The organism is Klebsiella sp. 141203, from assembly GCF_032601985.1.
Taxonomy (GTDB): Bacteria; Pseudomonadota; Gammaproteobacteria; order Enterobacterales; family Enterobacteriaceae; genus Klebsiella; species Klebsiella aerogenes.
The window spans coordinates 49,718-69,695 of record NZ_JAQIRL010000004.1; the positions used below are offsets into that span (position 1 = coordinate 49,718).

Consider the following 19,978-nt stretch of genomic DNA (forward strand, 5'->3'; position numbering starts at 1 on the left):
TTTTGATTGTAGGCCTGATAAGCGTTAGCGCCATCAGGCAACCCGGCGCGCATTGCCGGATGGCGGCTTCGCCTTATCCGGCCTACACCGAATCAGGATTTTTTCTTCTCGCGGCTATGCAGGCCACGCTTCTCCAGACCACGGTAAATCAGCTGCTGCTGAATAATGGTTACCAGGTTGCTGACGATGTAGTACACCACCAGACCAGACGGGAACCACAGGAAGAACACCGTGAAGATGACCGGCATAAAGGTCATGATCTTCTGCTGCATCGGGTCGGTCACGGTGGTCGGCGACATCTTCTGGATGAAGAACATGGTCGCGCCCATGATGATCGGCAGGATGTAGTACGGGTCTTGCGCGGACAGGTCGTGGATCCACAGGATAAACGGCGCATGACGCAGTTCAACCGAGGCGCTCAGCATGTAGTACAGCGCAAGGAAGATTGGCATCTGAATAATCAGCGGGAAGCAGCCACCCAGCGGGTTAACTTTTTCTGCTTTATACAGCGCCATCATTTCCTGGCTTTGACGTTGTTTATCGTCGCCCAGACGCTCGCGCATTGCCTGAATCTTCGGCTGCAGCATACGCATCTTCGCCATGGAGGTGTACTGCGCTTTAGTCAGCGGGTACATGATGCCACGAACGATAAAGGTGATGACGATAATCGAGAAGCCCCAGTTGCCGAGGAAGCCGTGGATGAATTTCAGCAGCTTAAACAGCGGTTGGGAGATGAACCACAACCAGCCGTAGTCGACGGTCAGATCCAGGTGCGGCGCGACGGCAGCCATTTTATCCTGCAGAGCCGGGCCGACCCACAGCACGCTTTCCAGCTTGTCGGTTTGACCTGGCTGCACCAGTACCGGCTGCGATTTGTAGCCGATAGCGACAACGCCATTACCGAGGTTAGCGGTATAGAAGTTGTTGGTGCCGTTGTTATGCGGAACCCACGCGGTGGTGAAGTACTGCTGCAACATCGCCACCCAACCGTCTTTGGTGCTGACGTTCAGGTTTTCGTTGTCGACGATAGTATCGAATTTATATTTTTCGTATTTCGAATCAGCAGTGGAGTACGCCGCGCCACGGAAGGTGTGCATGGTAGACAGACCGCCGGTTTGCGTATCGCGGCTCGATGGCAGCGCTGCTGTTTGCTTCAGCTGACCGAAGGAGGAGATCTCCAGCGGTTTTTCGCCGACGTTTTTCACGTTGTAGCCAACGTTCACCGCATAATCACCGCGTTTCAGGGTGAAGGTTTTGGTGAAGACGTTGCCCGCTTTGTCGGTGTAGGTCAGCGGAATAACGATTTCGTTCTGGCCGTCTGCCAGTACATACGCATCTTTATCAGCGTTATACAGCGGACGCGGGCCGTTAGCCGGGTTATCCGGGCCGTCACGACCGGTTAAGCCGCTCTGTGCCTGATAGATAAACTGTGGCGTGGTTTCCAGTAACTGGAACGGTTCAGTAGATTTCAGCGCTTTCGGGTAAGCCGGAAGCAGCGCTTGCTCAACATCACCACCGCTGGTGTTGATGGTCAGATCAAGCACATCAGTTTTAACCGTAATCAGTTTCCCCTGGCCACTGGCCGGTACGCCCTGGTCTGCGGCGCTACCCGCTGCTGTGGTCGTAGTCTGCGTGGTCTGCTGCTGGGTTTGCGGATTTTTGTCCTGCTCCCAGGCTTGCCAGATCATGAAAGACACGAACAACAAAGCGATGATAAGAAGATTGCGTTGCGAATCCATCGTTAGTGTTCTCTGGTATCAAATGGTCCAGGCGGGACGGGGTCGTCACCACCAGGGTGTAAAGGGTGGCATTTTAATACGCGTTTCACCGTCAACCAACTGCCTTTTATCACTCCAAACCTGCGCAATGCCTCAATTCCGTATTGAGAACAGGTTGGCGTGAAACGACAGTGCGGCCCGAGTAGCGGACTAATCAGGCGCTGATAGACCCTGATAAGGCCTATCAGGACCCGCGAGCCAGGCGACAATGGCGGCGCCATAATTTTTCCAACGCTTCCGAGAGAGCACGGTTATCGAGGTCGGCAACCCCTTTCTTTGCCACCACCACGAAATCCATTGGCGGGAGTTCATGTTGACGTAAACGGAAGCTTTCACGCGTCAGACGTTTAATCCGATTGCGTTCATGCGCGCGCTTAACGTTTTTCTTGGCGACGGTAAGACCGATGCGGGGATGCCCCAGCGAATTCAGGCGGCCGAGGATGGTGATTTGCGGCGTGCCAGCCCGTTGTGGCTGCTGGAAGACGAAAGTGAAATGACTGGGAGTTAACAAACGTAACTCCCTGGGAAATGCTAGCTTAACCACGCAGGGTTAGCTTTATTACTTGGAAACGGTCAGACGAGCGCGGCCTTTAGCACGACGACGTGCCAGAACCTGACGACCATTTTTATTAGCCATACGAGCACGGAAGCCGTGAGAACGGTTGCGCTTCAGTACAGACGGTTGAAAAGTGCGTTTCATGGCGATTTCTACCTAAACTTGAATAAATTCACTGACTTTTGCGTAGACCCGAACGAACTTCGAACGACTTACGCCTCAGCGTGGGTGATTAAAGAGGCCGGATTGTAATAATTGTACACTCCGGAGTCAATTCTCTTTCCTTATTTCTCGCACCTTGCCGCACAAAAAATAAGCTGAGACGAGTTGCGAAAACGGGCGTTACGCGCCGGGTGGGGGATTATACGGCCTGGCGGGTAAAGCGCAAGGATCGTAAAGGATCTTTGTTAGATCAATTCTATCCAAAACCGGCATAGCTCATTAATTTTTCCAATATGCGGGCGAAATCGTGCCGCACTCTCGCCAGGATCGATTACACTTACCCGGTTTCGATCCTCCTGTGGATAAATCGGGAAGAATCTGTTGAGAAACACAAGATCTCTTTCTCAGTTTAGGCTATGATCCCCGGTCCCGATCGCGATCCACGGATCCGTCCCGGGTAAAACCGCAAATAGCGGTTCGCACGTCACCCCTTTTGCGCAGGGGCTTTTTCGGCTTATGCAGGGTCTTGCGACGTGTGCCAACAATCACGATTGTTTCAGTTTTTCTTTTATATCGATTTTATGTTCGAGTGGAGTCCGCCGTGTCACTTTCGCTTTGGCAGCAGTGTCTTGCCCGATTGCAGGATGAGTTACCAGCCACAGAATTCAGCATGTGGATCCGCCCATTGCAGGCGGAACTGAGCGATAACACGCTGGCACTGTATGCGCCAAACCGTTTTGTGCTCGATTGGGTAAGGGACAAATACCTTAATAATATCAATGGGCTCCTCAATGACTTTTGTGGCGCGGACGCCCCACAACTGCGCTTTGAAGTGGGCGCGAAGCCTGCGGCGCCGTCCCACCAGGGGACGGCCAACGTCGCCACGGCGATCCCGGCCGCTCAGGTGCAAACCGCGCGCGTCGCGCCGGCTGTCGCCCGTCAGGGCTGGGATAACGTTCCGGCGCCGGCAGAGCCAACCTACCGTTCCAACGTCAACGTCAAGCATACGTTTGATAACTTCGTCGAAGGTAAATCTAACCAGCTGGCACGCGCGGCGGCGCGTCAGGTGGCCGATAACCCTGGCGGCGCGTATAACCCGCTGTTCCTTTATGGCGGCACCGGTCTGGGGAAAACCCACCTGTTACACGCCGTCGGCAACGGCATTGTGGCGCGTAAGCCAAATGCTAAAGTGGTTTATATGCACTCCGAGCGTTTCGTGCAGGACATGGTTAAAGCCCTGCAGAACAACGCCATCGAAGAATTTAAACGCTATTACCGCTCCGTTGACGCCCTGCTGATCGATGATATTCAGTTCTTCGCCAATAAAGAGCGTTCACAGGAAGAGTTCTTCCACACCTTCAACGCCTTGCTGGAAGGTAATCAGCAGATCATCCTCACTTCGGATCGTTATCCAAAAGAGATCAACGGCGTAGAGGATCGTCTGAAATCGCGCTTTGGCTGGGGCCTGACGGTGGCGATCGAGCCGCCTGAACTGGAAACCCGTGTTGCGATCCTGATGAAAAAAGCCGATGAAAACGACATCCGCCTGCCGGGCGAAGTCGCGTTCTTTATCGCCAAGCGTCTGCGTTCGAATGTGCGTGAGCTGGAAGGGGCGCTGAACCGCGTCATTGCTAACGCCAACTTTACCGGCCGGGCTATCACTATTGATTTCGTGCGCGAAGCGCTGCGCGATTTACTGGCGCTGCAGGAAAAATTAGTCACCATCGACAATATTCAAAAGACGGTGGCGGAGTATTACAAGATTAAGGTAGCGGACCTGCTGTCCAAACGCCGCTCCCGTTCGGTGGCGCGCCCACGCCAGATGGCGATGGCGCTGGCCAAAGAGCTGACCAACCACAGCCTGCCGGAAATCGGCGATGCGTTTGGCGGCCGCGACCATACCACCGTGCTGCACGCCTGCCGTAAGATTGAGCAGTTGCGTGAAGAAAGCCACGATATTAAAGAAGATTTTTCCAATTTAATCAGAACATTATCCTCGTGACGCTATGAAATTTACCGTAGAACGTGAACATTTATTAAAACCGCTGCAACAGGTGAGCGGTCCGTTAGGTGGTCGTCCGACGCTGCCGATTCTCGGTAACCTGCTGCTTCAGGTCGCGGACGGCACGCTGTCGCTAACCGGTACCGATCTGGAAATGGAAATGGTCGCGCGCGTGTCGCTGATTCAGCCGCACGAAGCGGGCGCCACCACCGTTCCGGCGCGTAAATTCTTTGATATCTGCCGCGGCCTGCCTGAAGGCGCGGAGATCGCCGTGCAGCTTGAAGGCGACCGTATGCTGGTGCGCTCCGGCCGCAGCCGCTTCTCGCTGTCGACCCTGCCTGCCGCCGATTTCCCGAATCTCGACGACTGGCAGAGCGAAGTGGAATTTACCCTGCCGCAGGCGACGATGAAGCGCCTGATTGAAGCCACCCAGTTTTCGATGGCGCACCAGGACGTTCGTTACTACTTAAACGGCATGCTGTTTGAAACCGAAGGTAGCGAACTGCGCACCGTCGCCACCGACGGCCACCGTCTGGCGGTTTGTTCAATGCCGCTGGAAGAGTCGCTGCCAAACCATTCGGTGATCGTGCCGCGTAAAGGGGTGATTGAGCTGATGCGTATGCTCGACGGCGGCGATACGCCGCTGCGCGTGCAGATCGGCAGCAACAATATCCGCGCTCACGTCGGCGATTTTATCTTCACCTCGAAGCTGGTTGATGGCCGTTTCCCGGACTATCGCCGCGTATTGCCGAAAAACCCGGATAAACACCTTGATGCCGGCTGCGACATTCTCAAGCAGGCTTTCGCCCGCGCGGCAATCCTCTCGAATGAGAAATTCCGCGGCGTGCGGCTGTACGTCAGCGAGAACCAGTTGAAAATCACCGCTAACAACCCGGAACAGGAAGAGGCGGAAGAGATCCTTGACGTGACCTACGCCGGAACGGAGATGGAGATTGGCTTCAACGTTAGCTATGTGCTGGATGTGCTCAATGCGCTGAAATGCGAGAATGTGCGCATACTGCTGACGGATTCCGTATCGAGCGTGCAGATTGAGGATGCGGCTTCACAATCCGCCGCCTATGTTGTCATGCCTATGCGGCTGTAGAAAATATCGGGCTATCTTGCTTGTTATTCTGGCTCCGGGCAGTGCTCGCAATCCTCACGTACTTTAGTACGCTCCGGTTGCTGCGCGCTGGCCGAAACCAGACTAACTGCGCCGATAACGCCCTGGTTATGAGCTGATATGTCGCTATCCCGACTCTTAATCAAAGATTTCCGCAATATTGAAAATGCGGATCTCGCTTTATCCCCCAGCTTTAACTTCCTGGTTGGCGCAAACGGCAGCGGCAAAACCAGCGTGCTGGAAGCTATCTATACGCTCGGCCACGGCCGGGCGTTTCGCAGTTTGCAAATTGGCCGGGTGATTCGTCACGAGCAGGATTCGTTTGTCCTTCACGGGCGTTTACAGGGCGAAGAGCGCGAAACCGCCATTGGCCTGACCAAAGACAAACAGGGCGACAGCAAGGTGCGTATCGACGGCACCGACGGCCACAAGGTGGCGGAACTGGCGCACCTGATGCCGATGCAGCTAATCACGCCGGAGGGGTTTACTTTACTCAACGGCGGCCCCAAATACAGAAGAGCGTTCATTGATTGGGGATGCTTTCATAACGAAGCCGGATTCTTCACCGCCTGGAGCAACCTGAAGCGCCTGCTGAAACAGCGCAACGCCGCGCTGCGCCAGGTGAGCCGTTATGCGCAACTGCGGCCGTGGGATCTGGAATTAATTCCGCTGGCGGAACAAATCAGCCGCTGGCGTGCCGAATACAGCGCCGCTATTGTCGAAGACATGGCGGATACCTGTCAGCAATTTTTACCGGAATTCACCCTCACCTTCTCTTTCCAGCGCGGCTGGGAAAAAGAAACGGACTACGCCGAGGTGCTGGAGCGGAATTTCGAACGCGACAGAATGTTAACCTACACCGCCCACGGCCCGCATAAAGCGGATTTTCGCATTCGCGCCGATGGGGCGCCGGTGGAAGACACCTTGTCGCGCGGGCAGCTTAAGCTGCTGATGTGCGCCCTACGACTGGCGCAGGGCGAGTTCCTGACCCGCGAAAGCGGGCGGCGCTGCCTGTACCTGATAGATGATTTTGCCTCGGAGCTTGACGATGCCCGGCGCGGGCTGCTTGCCAGCCGCTTAAAAGCCACGCAATCGCAGGTTTTCGTCAGCGCCATCAGCGCTGAACACGTAATGGACATGTCGGACAAAAATTCGAAGATGTTCACCGTGGAAAAGGGTAAAATAACGGATTAACCCAAGATTAAATGAGCGAGAAACGTTGATGTCGAATTCTTATGACTCCTCCAGTATCAAAGTCCTGAAAGGGCTGGATGCGGTGCGTAAGCGCCCGGGTATGTATATCGGCGACACGGATGACGGCACCGGTCTGCACCACATGGTATTCGAGGTTGTGGATAACGCTATCGACGAAGCGCTCGCAGGTTACTGTAAAGACATCGTTGTTACTATCCACAGCGATAACTCCGTCTCCGTACAGGATGACGGTCGCGGCATCCCAACCGGCATTCACCCGGAAGAGGGCGTCTCCGCGGCGGAAGTTATCATGACCGTCCTGCACGCCGGCGGTAAATTCGATGATAATTCCTATAAAGTGTCCGGCGGTCTACACGGCGTAGGCGTCTCGGTGGTTAACGCCCTGTCGCAGAAGCTGGAGCTGGTTATCCAACGCGATAACAAAGTCCACAAACAAATTTATGAGCACGGCGTGCCGCAGGCGCCGCTGGCGGTAACCGGCGAAACAGAAAGCACCGGTACCATGGTGCGTTTCTGGCCAAGCCTGGAAACCTTCACCAACGTCACTGAATTCGAATACGAAATCCTGGCGAAACGTCTGCGCGAGCTGTCGTTCCTGAACTCCGGGGTCTCTATCCGCCTGCGCGATAAGCGCGACGGCAAAGAAGACCATTTCCACTACGAAGGCGGCATCAAGGCGTTTGTTGAGTATCTCAACAAGAACAAAACGCCGATCCACCCGAATATCTTCTATTTCTCCACCGAAAAAGACGGTATCGGCGTTGAAGTGGCGCTGCAGTGGAACGACGGTTTCCAGGAAAACATCTACTGCTTTACCAACAACATTCCGCAGCGTGACGGCGGTACTCACCTGGCGGGCTTCCGCGCGGCGATGACCCGTACCCTGAACGCCTACATGGATAAAGAAGGCTACAGCAAAAAAGCGAAAGTCAGCGCCACCGGCGACGATGCGCGTGAAGGCCTGATTGCCGTGGTTTCCGTGAAGGTGCCGGATCCGAAGTTCTCCTCTCAGACCAAAGACAAGCTGGTCTCCTCTGAGGTGAAATCGGCGGTTGAGCAGCAGATGAACGAACTGCTGAGCGAATACCTGCTGGAAAACCCGTCCGATGCGAAGATCGTGGTCGGCAAAATTATCGACGCCGCGCGTGCGCGTGAAGCCGCGCGTCGCGCCCGTGAAATGACCCGTCGTAAAGGCGCGCTTGACCTGGCAGGCCTGCCGGGCAAACTGGCGGATTGCCAGGAACGCGACCCGGCGCTGTCTGAACTGTACCTCGTGGAAGGGGACTCCGCGGGCGGCTCTGCTAAACAGGGCCGTAACCGTAAGAACCAGGCTATCCTGCCGCTGAAGGGTAAAATCCTTAACGTCGAGAAAGCCCGCTTCGATAAAATGCTCTCTTCTCAGGAAGTGGCCACGCTTATCACCGCGCTGGGCTGCGGCATCGGCCGCGATGAGTACAACCCGGATAAACTGCGTTATCACAGCATCATCATCATGACCGATGCGGACGTCGACGGCTCGCACATTCGTACCCTGCTGTTGACCTTCTTCTATCGTCAGATGCCGGAAATCGTGGAACGCGGCCACGTTTACATTGCTCAGCCGCCGCTGTACAAAGTGAAGAAAGGCAAGCAGGAACAGTACATTAAAGACGACGAAGCGATGGATCAGTACCAGATCTCCATCGCGCTCGACGGCGCGACCCTGCACACCAACGCCAGCGCACCGGCCTTAGCCGGCGAGTCACTGGAAAAACTGGTGGCCGAGTACAACGCGACGCAGAAAATGATTGGCCGCATGGAGCGCCGTTTCCCGAAAGCGATGCTCAAAGAGCTTATCTATCAGCCGACGCTGGCCGAAGCCGATCTGAGCAACGAGCAGACCGTCACCCGCTGGATTAACCAGCTGATCAGCGAGCTGAACGAAAAAGAGCAGCACGGCAGCCAGTGGAAGTTTGATGTTCGTGAAAACAGCGAGCTGCAGCAGTTCGAGCCGATCGTGCGCGTGCGTACCCACGGCGTCGATACCGACTACCCGCTGGATAACGAGTTCATCACCGGCGCGGAATACCGCCGTATCTGCACCCTCGGCGAGAAGCTGCGCGGGCTTATCGAAGACGACGCGTTTATCGAACGCGGCGAGCGCCGCCAGCCGGTAGCCAGCTTCGAACAGGCGCTCGACTGGCTGGTTAAAGAGTCGCGTCGCGGCCTCTCTATCCAGCGTTATAAAGGACTGGGCGAGATGAACCCGGATCAGCTGTGGGAAACCACCATGGATCCGGACAGCCGCCGCATGCTGCGCGTCACCGTGAAGGATGCGATTGCCGCCGACCAGCTGTTCACCACCCTGATGGGCGATGCCGTTGAACCGCGTCGCGCCTTTATCGAAGAGAACGCCCTGAAAGCGGCGAACATCGATATCTAAGCCTGTATTTCCCCGGTGACATGATGTCTATCGGGGCTACGGTTTTGCTAAACCCGGTACGCGTTGCGCTGCCGGGTTTTTCTTTTGCGGCAAAAGGGGAATCCGCCTGCGCAATCCATCCTCGTTTTCTCCCGCTGCGAGAGCTGTTTTTTGAGCGGAATCGCGTTAGCATGAGTGAAGACTCATCTTACCCGGGGATCCCATGGCTATTAAACTGATTGCAATTGATATGGACGGCACGCTGTTGCTGCCTGACCATACCATTTCTCCGGCGGTGAAAACCGCCATCGCGGCAGCGCGCGCCCGCGGCGTTAACGTGGTGCTGACGACCGGCCGCCCCTACGCTGGTGTCCATAGCTACCTGAAAGAGCTGCACATGGAACAGCCGGGCGACTACTGCATCACCTATAACGGCGCGCTGGTTCAGAAAGCCAGCGACGGCAGCACCGTGGCGCAAACGGCGTTAAGCTACGATGATTATCGCTTCCTTGAGCAACTCTCTCGCGACGTTGGCTCGCACTTCCACGCGCTCGATCGTAATACGCTTTATACCGCGAACCGCGATATCAGCTACTACACGGTGCATGAATCCTACGTGGCGACCATTCCGCTGGTATTCTGCGAAGCAGAAAAGATGGACCGTAATATTCAGCTGCTGAAGGTGATGATGATCGATGAGCCTGCCGTTCTCGATCGGGCCATCGCCCGTATTCCGGCGGAAGTGAAAGAGAAGTATACCGTGCTGAAAAGTGCGCCGTACTTCCTCGAAATCCTCGATAAACGCGTCAATAAAGGCACCGGCGTGAAGTCGCTGGCCGATACGCTGGGCATCAAGCCGGAAGAAATTATGGCGATTGGCGATCAGGAAAATGATATCGCGATGATTGAATTCGCCGGCGTCGGCGTGGCGATGGATAACGCCATCCCGACGGTGAAAGAAGCGGCGAATTTCGTCACTAAATCGAACCTTGAAGATGGCGTTGCCTTCGCCATTGAAAAATACGTTTTAGCCTAAGTGCATTCCAGGCCCGGAATTCTCCGGACCTGTCTTCTCTTTTTTCATGAATAGATGTTAATCCGCATTTAAATCCCTTAATCAGCGCAGGGGATTCTATAAGCTACCCGCCCCATTTTATGAATTCTGTTCTTAAGAACTAACATCATATTTCCTATGAATAAAAATCACTTTTTGATGTTGGTTGCGCTGCCTTTTCTCTCTTTTCAGGCCTGCGCGGCCGCAGAACCAACGACTCAACTTGAACCCGTATACGCCTGGCACGGTAGCGAACCGGCGGATCTGCCCGCGCCTGACAATAGCCAGGTCGCGGCGCCGGAATCGACGTCGGTCTTGCCTTTTTTAGGCGATGAAGCCAGAAAGCACGGCTACGTCCTGCCGCTGCCGTTTGGCGTCAGCGTTAACTATATGGATATGCGGCAAAATATTAATGTCGATAGCATTAATTTTACCGGTTTATCGTTAGGTAATTTTTCACTGGATAACGCCTTCCAGATTGGCGTCGGTAATACGCGGGAAAGCAGTAAAACCGAGACCCTTAAGCTGGATGCCTGGCTGCTGCCGTTTATGAACGTCTATGGCCTGGTTGGACATACTAAAGGCCATTCAATCTCGCAAATCGCCGTCGGTCTGAAAGGGCCGAATGGTAAAGTAGTGCCCATGCCAGGTATGCAGGATCTTGATTTTCGCCTTGATTTTAAAGGCACGACTTACGGCGTTGGCACCACGCTGGTGGGCGGCGTCGGCAACTGGTTCACGGTATTAGACGCCAACTATACGCAGACGCGTTTTGATATTCTCGACGGCAGCATTGATGCTTTTACCTTTTCGCCGCGTTTGGGCTATCGTTTCAATACGCCGTCGGTAGATGCGCTGCATCTGCCCAACGGGAAGCTGAATATCTGGGTTGGCAGCATGTATCAGGATGTGCAGCAGGAATTTAAGGGCAGCCTGAACGATCTGTCGATGCCGTCGACGATGCTGCAAAACATGGTCAATCTGGCTAACAAGAACGGTAACGGTCGCTTTGATGTGAAACAGCATCTACAGTCGCCGTGGAACGTGCTGGTGGGCGCGCAGTATGAGATGACCCGGAACTTTAATATCACTACGGAGTTTGGTTTTGCCGAACGTAACAGTTTCTTTATCGCCGGCGAGTATCGCTTTTGAGACGACTGTTTAGCGCCATCCTGCTGCTAACATGCCTTGTTATTGGGCAGGCGCAGGCGCAGGCGCAGGCACGGGCGCTCAGCCGCGAAAAAATCGACGGCTGGTTGCAAAACCTTGGCGCCAGCGACAAGTTCGACGCCAGCAAAGGCATCGACTGGGGCGTCATGCCAGGGCCATTTTATACGCCGGAGCTGGGGCTTGGATTGGGTACGGCCGTTGTGGGCATGTATCGCCCGGACCCAAATGACACCATCAGCCAGAATTCCACGCTGACGCTTAGCGGCTACGTTAGCTCCACCGGCGCGTTTGGCCTCAGCGTTAAAAACTATGCTTTTTTCGACAACGATTTGTGGCGGGTATTTGTTGAAGGCTCGATGGCCAACACGCCGACTTACTACTGGGGACAGGGTTTTCACGCCGGCGACAAAGACAATGAGAAAGAAAAATATACCGCCCAGGTGCTGACTCTGCGCCCGATGGTCTACCGGCAGCTCGTCGATAATGTCTACCTGGGGGCGGGGTGGTCGCTGGCGGCGCAAAATGCCGATGAGATGGACCATGACGATCTGCCGAAAATAGAAAACACCCCACAGGGGCCGTCGGTATTCAGCTCCGGCGCCAGTATTGATATCAACTGGGACGATCGCGATTTTGTTCCCAACCCACGCAAGGGCCAGTACGCCGATTTTCGCTATACCCATTATGCGCCGGGACTCGGCAGCGATACGCGTTTTGATGAGTTTCGCCTGCACTATAGCCGCTATCAGGCCCTGAGCGATAAAAGCGTGCTGGCCTGGGAAGCGGATGGCACCTTCACCCAGGGCGATGTGCCGTGGAGCATGATGCCGCTGCTCGGCAGCGATGAACGTATGCGCGGCTACTACCAGGGGCGCTACCGCGATAAAAACGTGGTCAGCTCTCAGCTGGAATACCGTCGTCAGTTGACGTGGCGACACGGCGTTGTTGCCTGGGTCGGCGCGGGCACCATGGGGCCATCCATTGATTCTCTGAATGATGGGCGCTGGCTACCTTCGGCGGGCGTCGGCTACCGCTTTGAATTCAAACCTCGCGTTAATATTCGCCTCGACTACGGTATCGGTAAGGGCAGCAGCGGCTTTTACTTCCAGGTCGGCGAAGCGTTCTAACTCTTATTTACCCTCCTTTCCTGCTTTGACGGCGCCATCTGCCGTGGCCACAGGCATTTTTATTTTTATGGGTTGTTCTTTTTGTGATCTAAATTGTAGTACAACACAATCATGTTGTACTACATTGTGCTCATGGCGACGACGACTGACATCACGCTAGTAGTACAAAAGTGAGGCGAAATTCGACAGCGACGGTAAAGTAGAGCAGTACACATAGAGCATAAGGACTCTCCATGACTCTCAATAAGACCGATCGCATCGTGATCACGCTGGGCAAACAGATTGTCAGCGGTAAGTACGTACCGGGTTCAGCGCTACCGGCCGAAGCGGAACTGTGTGAAGAGTTTGAAACTTCGCGCAACATCATCCGCGAAGTATTTCGCTCGCTAATGGCGAAGCGGCTGATCGAAATGAAGCGTTATCGCGGCGCGTTTGTCGCTCCGAGAAACCAGTGGAACTACCTCGATACTGAGGTTCTGCAGTGGGTACTGGAAAATGATTATGACCCGCGTCTTATCAGCGCGATGAGTGAAGTGCGCAACCTGGTCGAGCCCGCTATTGCCCGCTGGGCGGCAGAGCGCGCCACCTCGAGCGATCTGGCGGAAATCGAGTCGGCGCTCAATGACATGATCGCCAACAACCAAAACCGGGATGCCTTTAACGAGGCCGATATTCGTTACCACGAAGCGGTGCTGCAGTCAGTACATAACCCGGTTTTGCAGCAGCTTAGCGTGGCGATCAGTTCGCTGCAGCGGGCGGTATTTGAACGGACCTGGATGGGTGATGAAGGCAACATGCCGAAAACCCTCCAGGAACATAAAGCGCTATTTGACGCCATTCGGCATCAGGATAGCGACGCGGCGGAGCAGGCGGCGTTGACGATGATCGCCAGCTCGACACGAAGGCTCAAGGAAATCACATGACGGCTCGCTACATCGTAATAGATTGGGGATCGACGAATTTACGCGCCTGGCTTTATCAGGGCGAAGAATGCCTGGAAAGCAGGCAATCTGAAGCAGGCGTAACGCGCCTGAACGGTCGCTCTCCCGCTGCGGTGTTAGCGGAAATTACTCAAAACTGGCGCGATGGCGCCACACCGGTGGTGATGGCAGGTATGGTTGGCAGCAACGTGGGCTGGAAAATCGCCCCCTATTTGCCGCTTCCTGCCGCTTTCTCGGACATTGGCCAGCAGTTAACTGCCGTTGGCGACAATATCTGGATAATTCCCGGTCTTTGCGTTTCCCGTGACGATAACCATAACGTCATGCGTGGGGAAGAAACGCAGCTGCTGGGCGCTCGCGCCTTAGCCCCTTCGTCTGTCTACGTGATGCCGGGAACCCACTGCAAGTGGGTACTGGCCGATCGCCTGCAAATTCACGATTTTCGTACCGTTTTGACCGGTGAGTTGCATCATCTGTTGCTTCAGCACTCGCTGGTGGGCGCCGGCTTACCGCCGCAGGAGACGTCCACCGACGCATTCGCGGCCGGTCTGCAGCGCGGTATCAACAACCCCGCCGTCCTGCCGCAGCTGTTTGAAGTGCGCGCTTCGCACGTGCTGGGCGCGCTGCCTCGCGAGCAGGTTAGCGAATTTCTTTCCGGCCTGCTGATTGGCGCTGAAGTTGCCACCCTCAGCGACACGTTCGCCGGACAGCAGGCTATTAGCCTCGTCGCCGGGTCATCGTTAACGTCCCGCTATCAGCAGGCATTCGCCGCCATTGGCCGCGAAGTCACCGCGGTTGCGGGCGATACGGCATTTCAGACAGGAATAAGGAGCATCGCTTATGCAGTGGCAAACTAACCTTCCGCTTATCGCTATCCTGCGCGGTATTACGCCAGACGAGGCGCTGGCTCACGTTGGCGCCGTTATCGACGCCGGTTTCGACGCGGTCGAAATCCCGCTGAACTCGCCGCAGTGGGAGAAAAGTATTCCGCAGGTCGTCGACGCTTACGGCGAGCAGGCGCTTATCGGCGCGGGCACCGTGCTGCAACCGGAGCAGGTCGACAGGCTGGCGGCCATGGGCTGTCGGCTGATCGTGACGCCAAACATTCAGCCGGAAGTGATCCGGCGGGCGGTGGGTTACGGCATGACCGTGTGTCCAGGCTGCGCCACCGCCAGCGAAGCCTTCAACGCGCTGGATGCCGGCGCGCAGGCGCTGAAAATTTTCCCGTCATCGGCTTTTGGACCGGATTACATCAAAGCGTTGAAAGCCGTGCTGCCGCCGGAGGTTCCGGTCTTTGCCGTTGGCGGCGTGACGCCGGAAAACCTGGCGCAGTGGATTAATGCCGGTTGTGTGGGGGCTGGGCTGGGTAGCGATCTCTATCGCGCCGGCCAGCCGGTTGAACGTACCGCGCAACAGGCAGCCGCATTCGTAAAAGCGTATCGAGAGGCAGTGAAATGAAAATAACCAATATCACCACGTACCGTTTACCTCCGCGTTGGATGTTCCTGAAGATTGAAACCGATGAAGGCATTGTCGGCTGGGGCGAACCGGTGATTGAAGGGCGCGCCCGCACGGTGGAGGCGGCCGTTCATGAATTTGGCGACTACCTGATTGGCCAGGATCCGGCGCGGATTAACGACCTGTGGCAGGTGATGTACCGCGGCGGCTTTTATCGCGGCGGCCCGATTATGATGAGCGCCATCGCCGGTATTGACCAGGCGCTATGGGATATTAAAGGTAAGGTCCTGAATGCCCCGGTCTGGCAACTGATGGGCGGGCTGGTGCGCGACAAAATTAAAGCCTACAGCTGGGTGGGCGGCGACCGCCCCGCCGAAGTAATTGACGGGATTAAGAAGCTGCGCGGTATTGGTTTCGACACCTTTAAATTAAACGGCTGCGAAGAGATGGGGCTCATCGATAATTCCCGTGCGGTTGATGCGGCGGTGAATACCGTAGCGCAAATCCGCGAAGCGTTTGGCAATGAAATTGAGTTTGGTCTCGATTTTCATGGCCGCGTTAGCGCGCCGATGGCTAAGGTATTAATTAAAGAGCTGGAGCCATATCGCCCATTATTTATTGAGGAGCCGGTATTAGCCGAGCAGGCGGAATATTATCCGCGGCTGGCGGCGCAAACGCATATTCCAATTGCCGCCGGCGAACGTATGTTCTCGCGCTTTGAATTTAAACGGGTACTGGAAGCGGGCGGGGTGGCTATTTTACAGCCCGATTTGTCGCACGCAGGCGGTATTACCGAATGCTATAAAATTGCCGGAATGGCGGAAGCCTATGACGTTGGGCTGGCGCCGCACTGCCCGCTGGGGCCGATCGCGCTGGCCGCTTGTCTGCACGTCGATTTCGTTTCACATAACGCGGTTTTCCAGGAACAGAGCATGGGGATCCACTACAACAAAGGCGCAGAACTTCTTGATTTTGTGAAAAATAAAGAAGATTTCAATATGGAAGGCGGCTTCTTTAAACCTCTGATGAAGCCGGGGCTGGGCGTGGAAATTGATGAGGCCCGCGTGATTGAGTTAAGTAAAAATGCGCCGGACTGGCGAAATCCGTTGTGGCGGTATGAGGATGGCTCTGTCGCCGAATGGTAAATGCGCGTCATACTTCGCACTGGTGATGCGTTGGCTGCATTTTCTTACCCTGGTCACATACTATTGTATGCTCCCAGGGATGCGAAAATTTGCCGCCTTTCCCCAGCACGAATTATTTAGCGCATCGCAACATAGTTATTAATAAAAAACAAAAACACCCTCTGTAAATTACCGGGCATGGTGAGCGGCTTCGCTATGCCCAAAATCTGGAGACAGATTGCGATGGATATTTCAGTTACCGCTGTAAAACCCGGGCGTCGCCGTTATCTGACGCTCATCATGATCTTTATTACCGTGGTTATTTGTTATGTTGACCGCGCCAACCTCGCTGTCGCCTCGGCGCATATTCAGGAGGAGTTTGGTATTAGCAAAGCGGAAATGGGCTATGTATTTTCCGCCTTTGCCTGGCTGTATACCCTCTGCCAGATCCCTGGCGGTTGGTTTCTTGACCGCGTAGGATCCAGGCTTACCTACTTTATCGCTATATTTGGCTGGTCCGTCGCGACGTTGCTACAAGGCTTCGCCACCGGCTTAATGTCGCTGATTGGTTTACGCGCCATTACCGGCATCTTCGAAGCGCCAGCTTTCCCGACCAACAACCGCATGGTGACCAGCTGGTTCCCCGAACACGAACGCGCCTCTGCCGTTGGGTTTTATACCTCGGGGCAATTTGTGGGTCTGGCCTTCCTCACGCCGCTACTGATCTGGATCCAGGAGCTATTAAGCTGGCACTGGGTATTTATCGTTACCGGCGGTATCGGCATTATCTGGTCGTTAATCTGGTTTAAGGTTTATCAACCGCCGCGCCTGACTAAAAGCATCAGTAAAGCCGAACTCGACTATATCCGCGACGGAGGCGGCCTGGTGGATGGCGATGCGCCGCTGAAGAAAGAGGCGCGTCAACCGTTATCAAAAGCGGACTGGAAGCTGGTCTTTCACCGTAAGCTGGTTGGCGTTTACCTTGGGCAGTTCGCGGTTACCTCGACGCTGTGGTTCTTCCTGACCTGGTTCCCGAATTACTTAACCCAGGAAAAAGGCATCACCGCGCTGAAGGCCGGCTTTATGACCACGGTACCCTTCCTCGCCGCGTTTTTTGGCGTCCTGCTCTCCGGCTGGCTGGCGGATAAGCTGGTGAAAAAAGGCTACTCGCTGGGCGTGGCGCGCAAAACGCCGATTATCTGCGGGCTGCTGATCTCCACCTGCATCATGGGGGCGAACTATACCAACGACCCCGTTTGGATCATGGCGTTGATGGCGCTGGCATTCTTCGGCAACGGCTTTGCGTCTATCACTTGGTCGCTGGTCTCCTCCCTGGCGCCGATGCGCCTGATCGGCCTGACCGGCGGGGTCTTTAACTTCGTTGGCGGACTGGGTGGCATCACCGTCCCGCTGGTGATTGGCTATCTGGCGCAGGATTACGGCTTTGGCCCGGCGCTGGTTTATATCTCCGTAGTGGCGCTGATAGGCGCGCTGTCTTATATCCTGCTGGTCGGCGATGTGAAACGTGTAGGCTAAATTTTGGCGATACGCTACCCTGATGCGTAAGTCTCGCATCAGGGTATCGTCATGAAACAAGTCACTTTTGCTCCCCGTCACCATCAGCTTACCAATATCAATACCTGGACCCCGGACAGCCAGTGGCTGGTTTTCGACGTCCGTCCGTCGGGGGCCTCTTTCACCGGCGAGACCATTGAGCGGGTGAATATCCATAGCGGCGCCGTTGAGACGCTCAATCGCGCCGCTGACGGTGCCTGCGTTGGTGTGGTCACCGTACACCCGACGCAAGATAAATACGTTTTTATTCACGGCCCGGAACACCCGGACGCCAACTGGCATTACGATTTTCATCACCGTCGCGGGGTGGTGAACTGGCAGGGTGAAACCCGCAATCTTGATGCGCTGGATATTACCGCGCCTTATACCCCCGGCGCGCTGCGCGGCGGCAGCCACGTTCATGTCTTCAGCCCAGACGGCCAGTTCGTTAGCTTCACGTATAACGACCACGTACTTCACGAATACGATCCGGCGCTGGATCTGCGCAACGTTGGCGTAGCCGCGCCCTATGGCCCGGTGAGCCCGCAGGGCGCCCATCCCCGCGAATATGCCGGCAGCCACTGGTGCGTGCTGGTGAGCCGTACCACGGCGAACCCATTGCCGGGCAGCGATGAGATCAATCGCGCTTATGAAGAGGGGTGGGTCGGCAATCATGCACTAGCCTTTATCGGCGATACGCTGGCGGAAAACGGCGACAAAGTGCCTGAACTGTTTATTGTGACGCTGCCGCGGGATGAGGCAGGGTGGAAGCGGCAGGGCGATGCGCCGCTGGCCGGAAGTGCAACGACGATGCCCGCGCCGCCGGCAGGCGTCAGCCAGCGTCGTTTGACCTATACCCACCAGCGCCGCTATCCGGGGCTGGTGAATGTACCGCGCCATTGGGTACGCGCCAATCCGCAGGCCACCGAGATCGCCTTTCTGATGCGTGATGACGCAGGCGTTGTACAGCTGTGGCTTATCGCGCCTGCGGGCGGCGAGCCGCGTCAGTTAACGCATACTGCAAAGGGGATTCAGTCGGCGTTTAACTGGCATCCATCGGGCGAGTGGCTGGGATGCGTGGTGGAAAACAAAATCGCGCTCTGCGATGCCTGCAGCGGCGCGGTAAGTTATTTGACGACCGATCGCGAAAATCCGCCGTCCGCGGATGCCGTTGTATTTTCACCGGATGGAAAATACCTGGCGTGGATGGAAGACGTCGACGGTTATCGCCAGTTGTGGATAACCGAAACGCAGCGCTAGCTTAGCGCGAAGGCATTGGCGCTGGCGGGATGACGGAGTTAGTCGCCAGCGTCTCCTGTTCGCTTTTCTCGACGCGCGATTTTACCGAGCTGTCGGTGCGGAACATATCCCACGGCAGAAGTAGCGTGTCCATGACCGCGGTGAACGGCATATCGAGGGCCACCAGCGATTTCACGCCCCAGTTGGTGTCGTCGTCGCCCAGCGTATGGGCGCTGGAGCGCGTGCCTGGGTAGGTTCCTTCCTTGCCGCCGGTATGCGACATCACGCTGGAGCAACCGCCCATACTAATCATCCCGCTGAACAGGACCAGCTTTAACAATCCGCTTTTCATCACTCTTCCGTCATTTTATCGGGGTTACTTCGGTTATAACGAGCCGTCCCGTGAATGCCTAGCGTTATTGCACTGCACTGTGGCGAGTATCGCACTTTGCCTTTTGTGCTTTGCAACCAGTCTAAGCATTCGCCAGCAAACTGCAAAAAAATTTGGCTGAAAAGGGCTTGAAAAGCGTCGGGGCACACCCATTTTAGTAGTGTCACCCAATGAGGATACGCCTGAGGGGTATTCCGGGTCATAACGGCTTGTCCATGATGGAAAGCCATTGAATTCTCGCTGATTTCAGGAGCTATTTACTATGCGTAATTTCGATCTCTCCCCGCTTTATCGTTCTGCTATTGGTTTCGACCGCCTGTTCAACCTGTTAGAAAATAATCAAAGCCAGGGCAACGGCGGCTACCCTCCGTATAACGTTGAATTAGTGGATGAAAACAATTACCGCATCGCGATTGCCGTCGCCGGTTTTGCGGAAAGCGAATTAGAGATAACCGCGCAAGACAATCTTCTGGTGGTGAAAGGCTCCCATGCCGCCGAGCAGAAAGAGCGCACCTACCTGTACCAGGGGATCGCGGAACGCAACTTCGAGCGTAAATTCCAGCTCGCCGATAACATTCATATTCGCGGCGCTAACCTTGTCAACGGCCTGCTGTATATCGATCTGGAACGCGTGATTCCGGAAGCGAACAAACCGCGCCGTATCGAAATTAACTAATTTTCCG

General features: G+C 55.4%; 19 protein-coding genes, 1 pseudogene and 1 other annotated feature. Of the genes and pseudogenes, 14 read left to right on the top strand and 6 right to left on the bottom strand.

Annotated features, from left to right (window positions below; translation table 11 throughout):
- Positions 1–92: 92 nt before the first annotated feature.
- The 5 genes and pseudogenes from yidC to PGR29_RS24995 form a co-directional block, all read right to left on the bottom strand.
- The gene (yidC, locus tag PGR29_RS16700; protein ID WP_015369027.1) at positions 93–1,739 is read right to left on the bottom strand and encodes a membrane protein insertase YidC; all 1,647 of its coding nucleotides are present in this window, start codon (positions 1,737–1,739) and stop codon (positions 93–95) included.
- Positions 1,740–1,741: 2 nt separating this feature from the next.
- Positions 1,742–1,999 (bottom strand): membrane protein insertion efficiency factor YidD, encoded by a 258-nt coding sequence (yidD, locus tag PGR29_RS16705; protein ID WP_015703903.1) that lies wholly within the window; start codon positions 1,997–1,999, stop codon positions 1,742–1,744.
- Positions 1,963–2,322 (bottom strand): ribonuclease P protein component, encoded by a 360-nt coding sequence (rnpA, locus tag PGR29_RS16710; protein WP_015703902.1) that lies wholly within the window; start codon positions 2,320–2,322, stop codon positions 1,963–1,965. The genes yidD and rnpA overlap by 37 nt, the downstream gene beginning before the upstream one ends.
- Positions 2,323–2,337: 15 nt before the next feature.
- Entirely contained in the window at positions 2,338–2,478 is a 141-nt protein-coding gene (gene rpmH, locus PGR29_RS16715; RefSeq protein ID WP_015369029.1) for a 50S ribosomal protein L34, read from the bottom strand.
- 217 nt (positions 2,479–2,695) lie between these two features.
- Positions 2,696–2,746, bottom strand: a pseudogene (locus tag PGR29_RS24995) (hypothetical protein); the annotation flags it as partial.
- A 351-nt stretch (positions 2,747–3,097) separates the two neighbouring features.
- Here PGR29_RS24995 and dnaA point away from each other — a divergent pair.
- From dnaA to PGR29_RS16780, 13 genes are all read left to right on the top strand, one after another.
- On the top strand, positions 3,098–4,498 hold the full coding sequence (gene dnaA / locus PGR29_RS16720; RefSeq protein ID WP_015703901.1) for a chromosomal replication initiator protein DnaA: 1,401 nt from the start codon (positions 3,098–3,100) through the stop codon (positions 4,496–4,498).
- 4 nt (positions 4,499–4,502) lie between these two features.
- Positions 4,503–5,603, top strand: coding sequence for a DNA polymerase III subunit beta (gene dnaN, locus PGR29_RS16725; protein ID WP_045378110.1), 1,101 nt, complete (start codon positions 4,503–4,505; stop codon positions 5,601–5,603).
- A 138-nt stretch (positions 5,604–5,741) separates the two neighbouring features.
- Entirely contained in the window at positions 5,742–6,815 is a 1,074-nt protein-coding gene (gene recF / locus PGR29_RS16730) for a DNA replication/repair protein RecF (RefSeq protein WP_045378107.1), read from the top strand.
- 28 nt (positions 6,816–6,843) lie between these two features.
- A complete protein-coding gene (gyrB, locus tag PGR29_RS16735) occupies positions 6,844–9,258 on the top strand; it encodes a DNA topoisomerase (ATP-hydrolyzing) subunit B (RefSeq protein WP_087858873.1) in 2,415 nt (804 codons plus the stop codon).
- A gap of 202 nt (positions 9,259–9,460) precedes the next feature.
- Entirely contained in the window at positions 9,461–10,273 is an 813-nt protein-coding gene (yidA, locus tag PGR29_RS16740; RefSeq protein ID WP_015369035.1) for a sugar-phosphatase, read from the top strand.
- 156 nt (positions 10,274–10,429) lie between these two features.
- A complete protein-coding gene (locus PGR29_RS16745) occupies positions 10,430–11,443 on the top strand; it encodes a hypothetical protein (protein ID WP_316424945.1) in 1,014 nt (337 codons plus the stop codon).
- A complete protein-coding gene (locus PGR29_RS16750) occupies positions 11,440–12,588 on the top strand; it encodes a BamA/TamA family outer membrane protein (RefSeq protein WP_410477036.1) in 1,149 nt (382 codons plus the stop codon). The genes PGR29_RS16745 and PGR29_RS16750 overlap by 4 nt, the downstream gene beginning before the upstream one ends.
- Positions 12,589–12,821: 233 nt before the next feature.
- Positions 12,822–13,511 (top strand): D-galactonate utilization transcriptional regulator DgoR, encoded by a 690-nt coding sequence (gene dgoR, locus PGR29_RS16755; protein ID WP_015369039.1) that lies wholly within the window; start codon positions 12,822–12,824, stop codon positions 13,509–13,511.
- Complete coding sequence (locus tag PGR29_RS16760; protein WP_316424947.1) at positions 13,508–14,386, top strand: 2-dehydro-3-deoxygalactonokinase; 879 nt, start codon at positions 13,508–13,510, stop codon at positions 14,384–14,386. The genes dgoR and PGR29_RS16760 overlap by 4 nt, the downstream gene beginning before the upstream one ends.
- On the top strand, positions 14,370–14,987 hold the full coding sequence (locus tag PGR29_RS16765; protein ID WP_316424949.1) for a 2-dehydro-3-deoxy-6-phosphogalactonate aldolase: 618 nt from the start codon (positions 14,370–14,372) through the stop codon (positions 14,985–14,987). Before PGR29_RS16760 ends, PGR29_RS16765 begins: the two co-directional genes overlap by 17 nt.
- Positions 14,984–16,132, top strand: a complete 1,149-nt coding sequence (gene dgoD / locus PGR29_RS16770) for a galactonate dehydratase (RefSeq protein ID WP_016946147.1) — start codon at positions 14,984–14,986, stop codon at positions 16,130–16,132. Before PGR29_RS16765 ends, dgoD begins: the two co-directional genes overlap by 4 nt.
- A 177-nt stretch (positions 16,133–16,309) precedes the next feature.
- Positions 16,310–17,647, top strand: coding sequence for an MFS transporter (locus tag PGR29_RS16775; RefSeq protein WP_045395955.1), 1,338 nt, complete (start codon positions 16,310–16,312; stop codon positions 17,645–17,647).
- Between the two features lie 51 nt (positions 17,648–17,698).
- Positions 17,699–18,925 carry a DUF3748 domain-containing protein gene (locus PGR29_RS16780; RefSeq protein WP_316424952.1) on the top strand — a complete coding sequence of 409 codons (1,227 nt, stop codon included), beginning with the start codon at positions 17,699–17,701 and terminating at the stop codon, positions 18,923–18,925.
- 1 nt (position 18,926) lies between these two features.
- Here PGR29_RS16780 and PGR29_RS16785 read toward each other — a convergent pair whose 3' ends face one another.
- The gene (locus PGR29_RS16785) at positions 18,927–19,256 is read right to left on the bottom strand and encodes a YceK/YidQ family lipoprotein (protein ID WP_162750188.1); all 330 of its coding nucleotides are present in this window, start codon (positions 19,254–19,256) and stop codon (positions 18,927–18,929) included.
- Positions 19,257–19,489: 233 nt separating this feature from the next.
- Positions 19,490–19,564: a sequence feature (ROSE (Repression Of Heat Shock gene Expression) occurs in the 5'-region of heat shock genes and acts as an RNA thermometer to modulate expression.), on the top strand.
- Here PGR29_RS16785 and ibpA point away from each other — a divergent pair.
- The gene (gene ibpA / locus PGR29_RS16790) at positions 19,558–19,971 is read left to right on the top strand and encodes a small heat shock chaperone IbpA (RefSeq protein ID WP_015703892.1); all 414 of its coding nucleotides are present in this window, start codon (positions 19,558–19,560) and stop codon (positions 19,969–19,971) included. (Overlaps the previous feature by 7 nt.)
- The last annotated feature ends 7 nt before the right edge of the window (positions 19,972–19,978 follow it).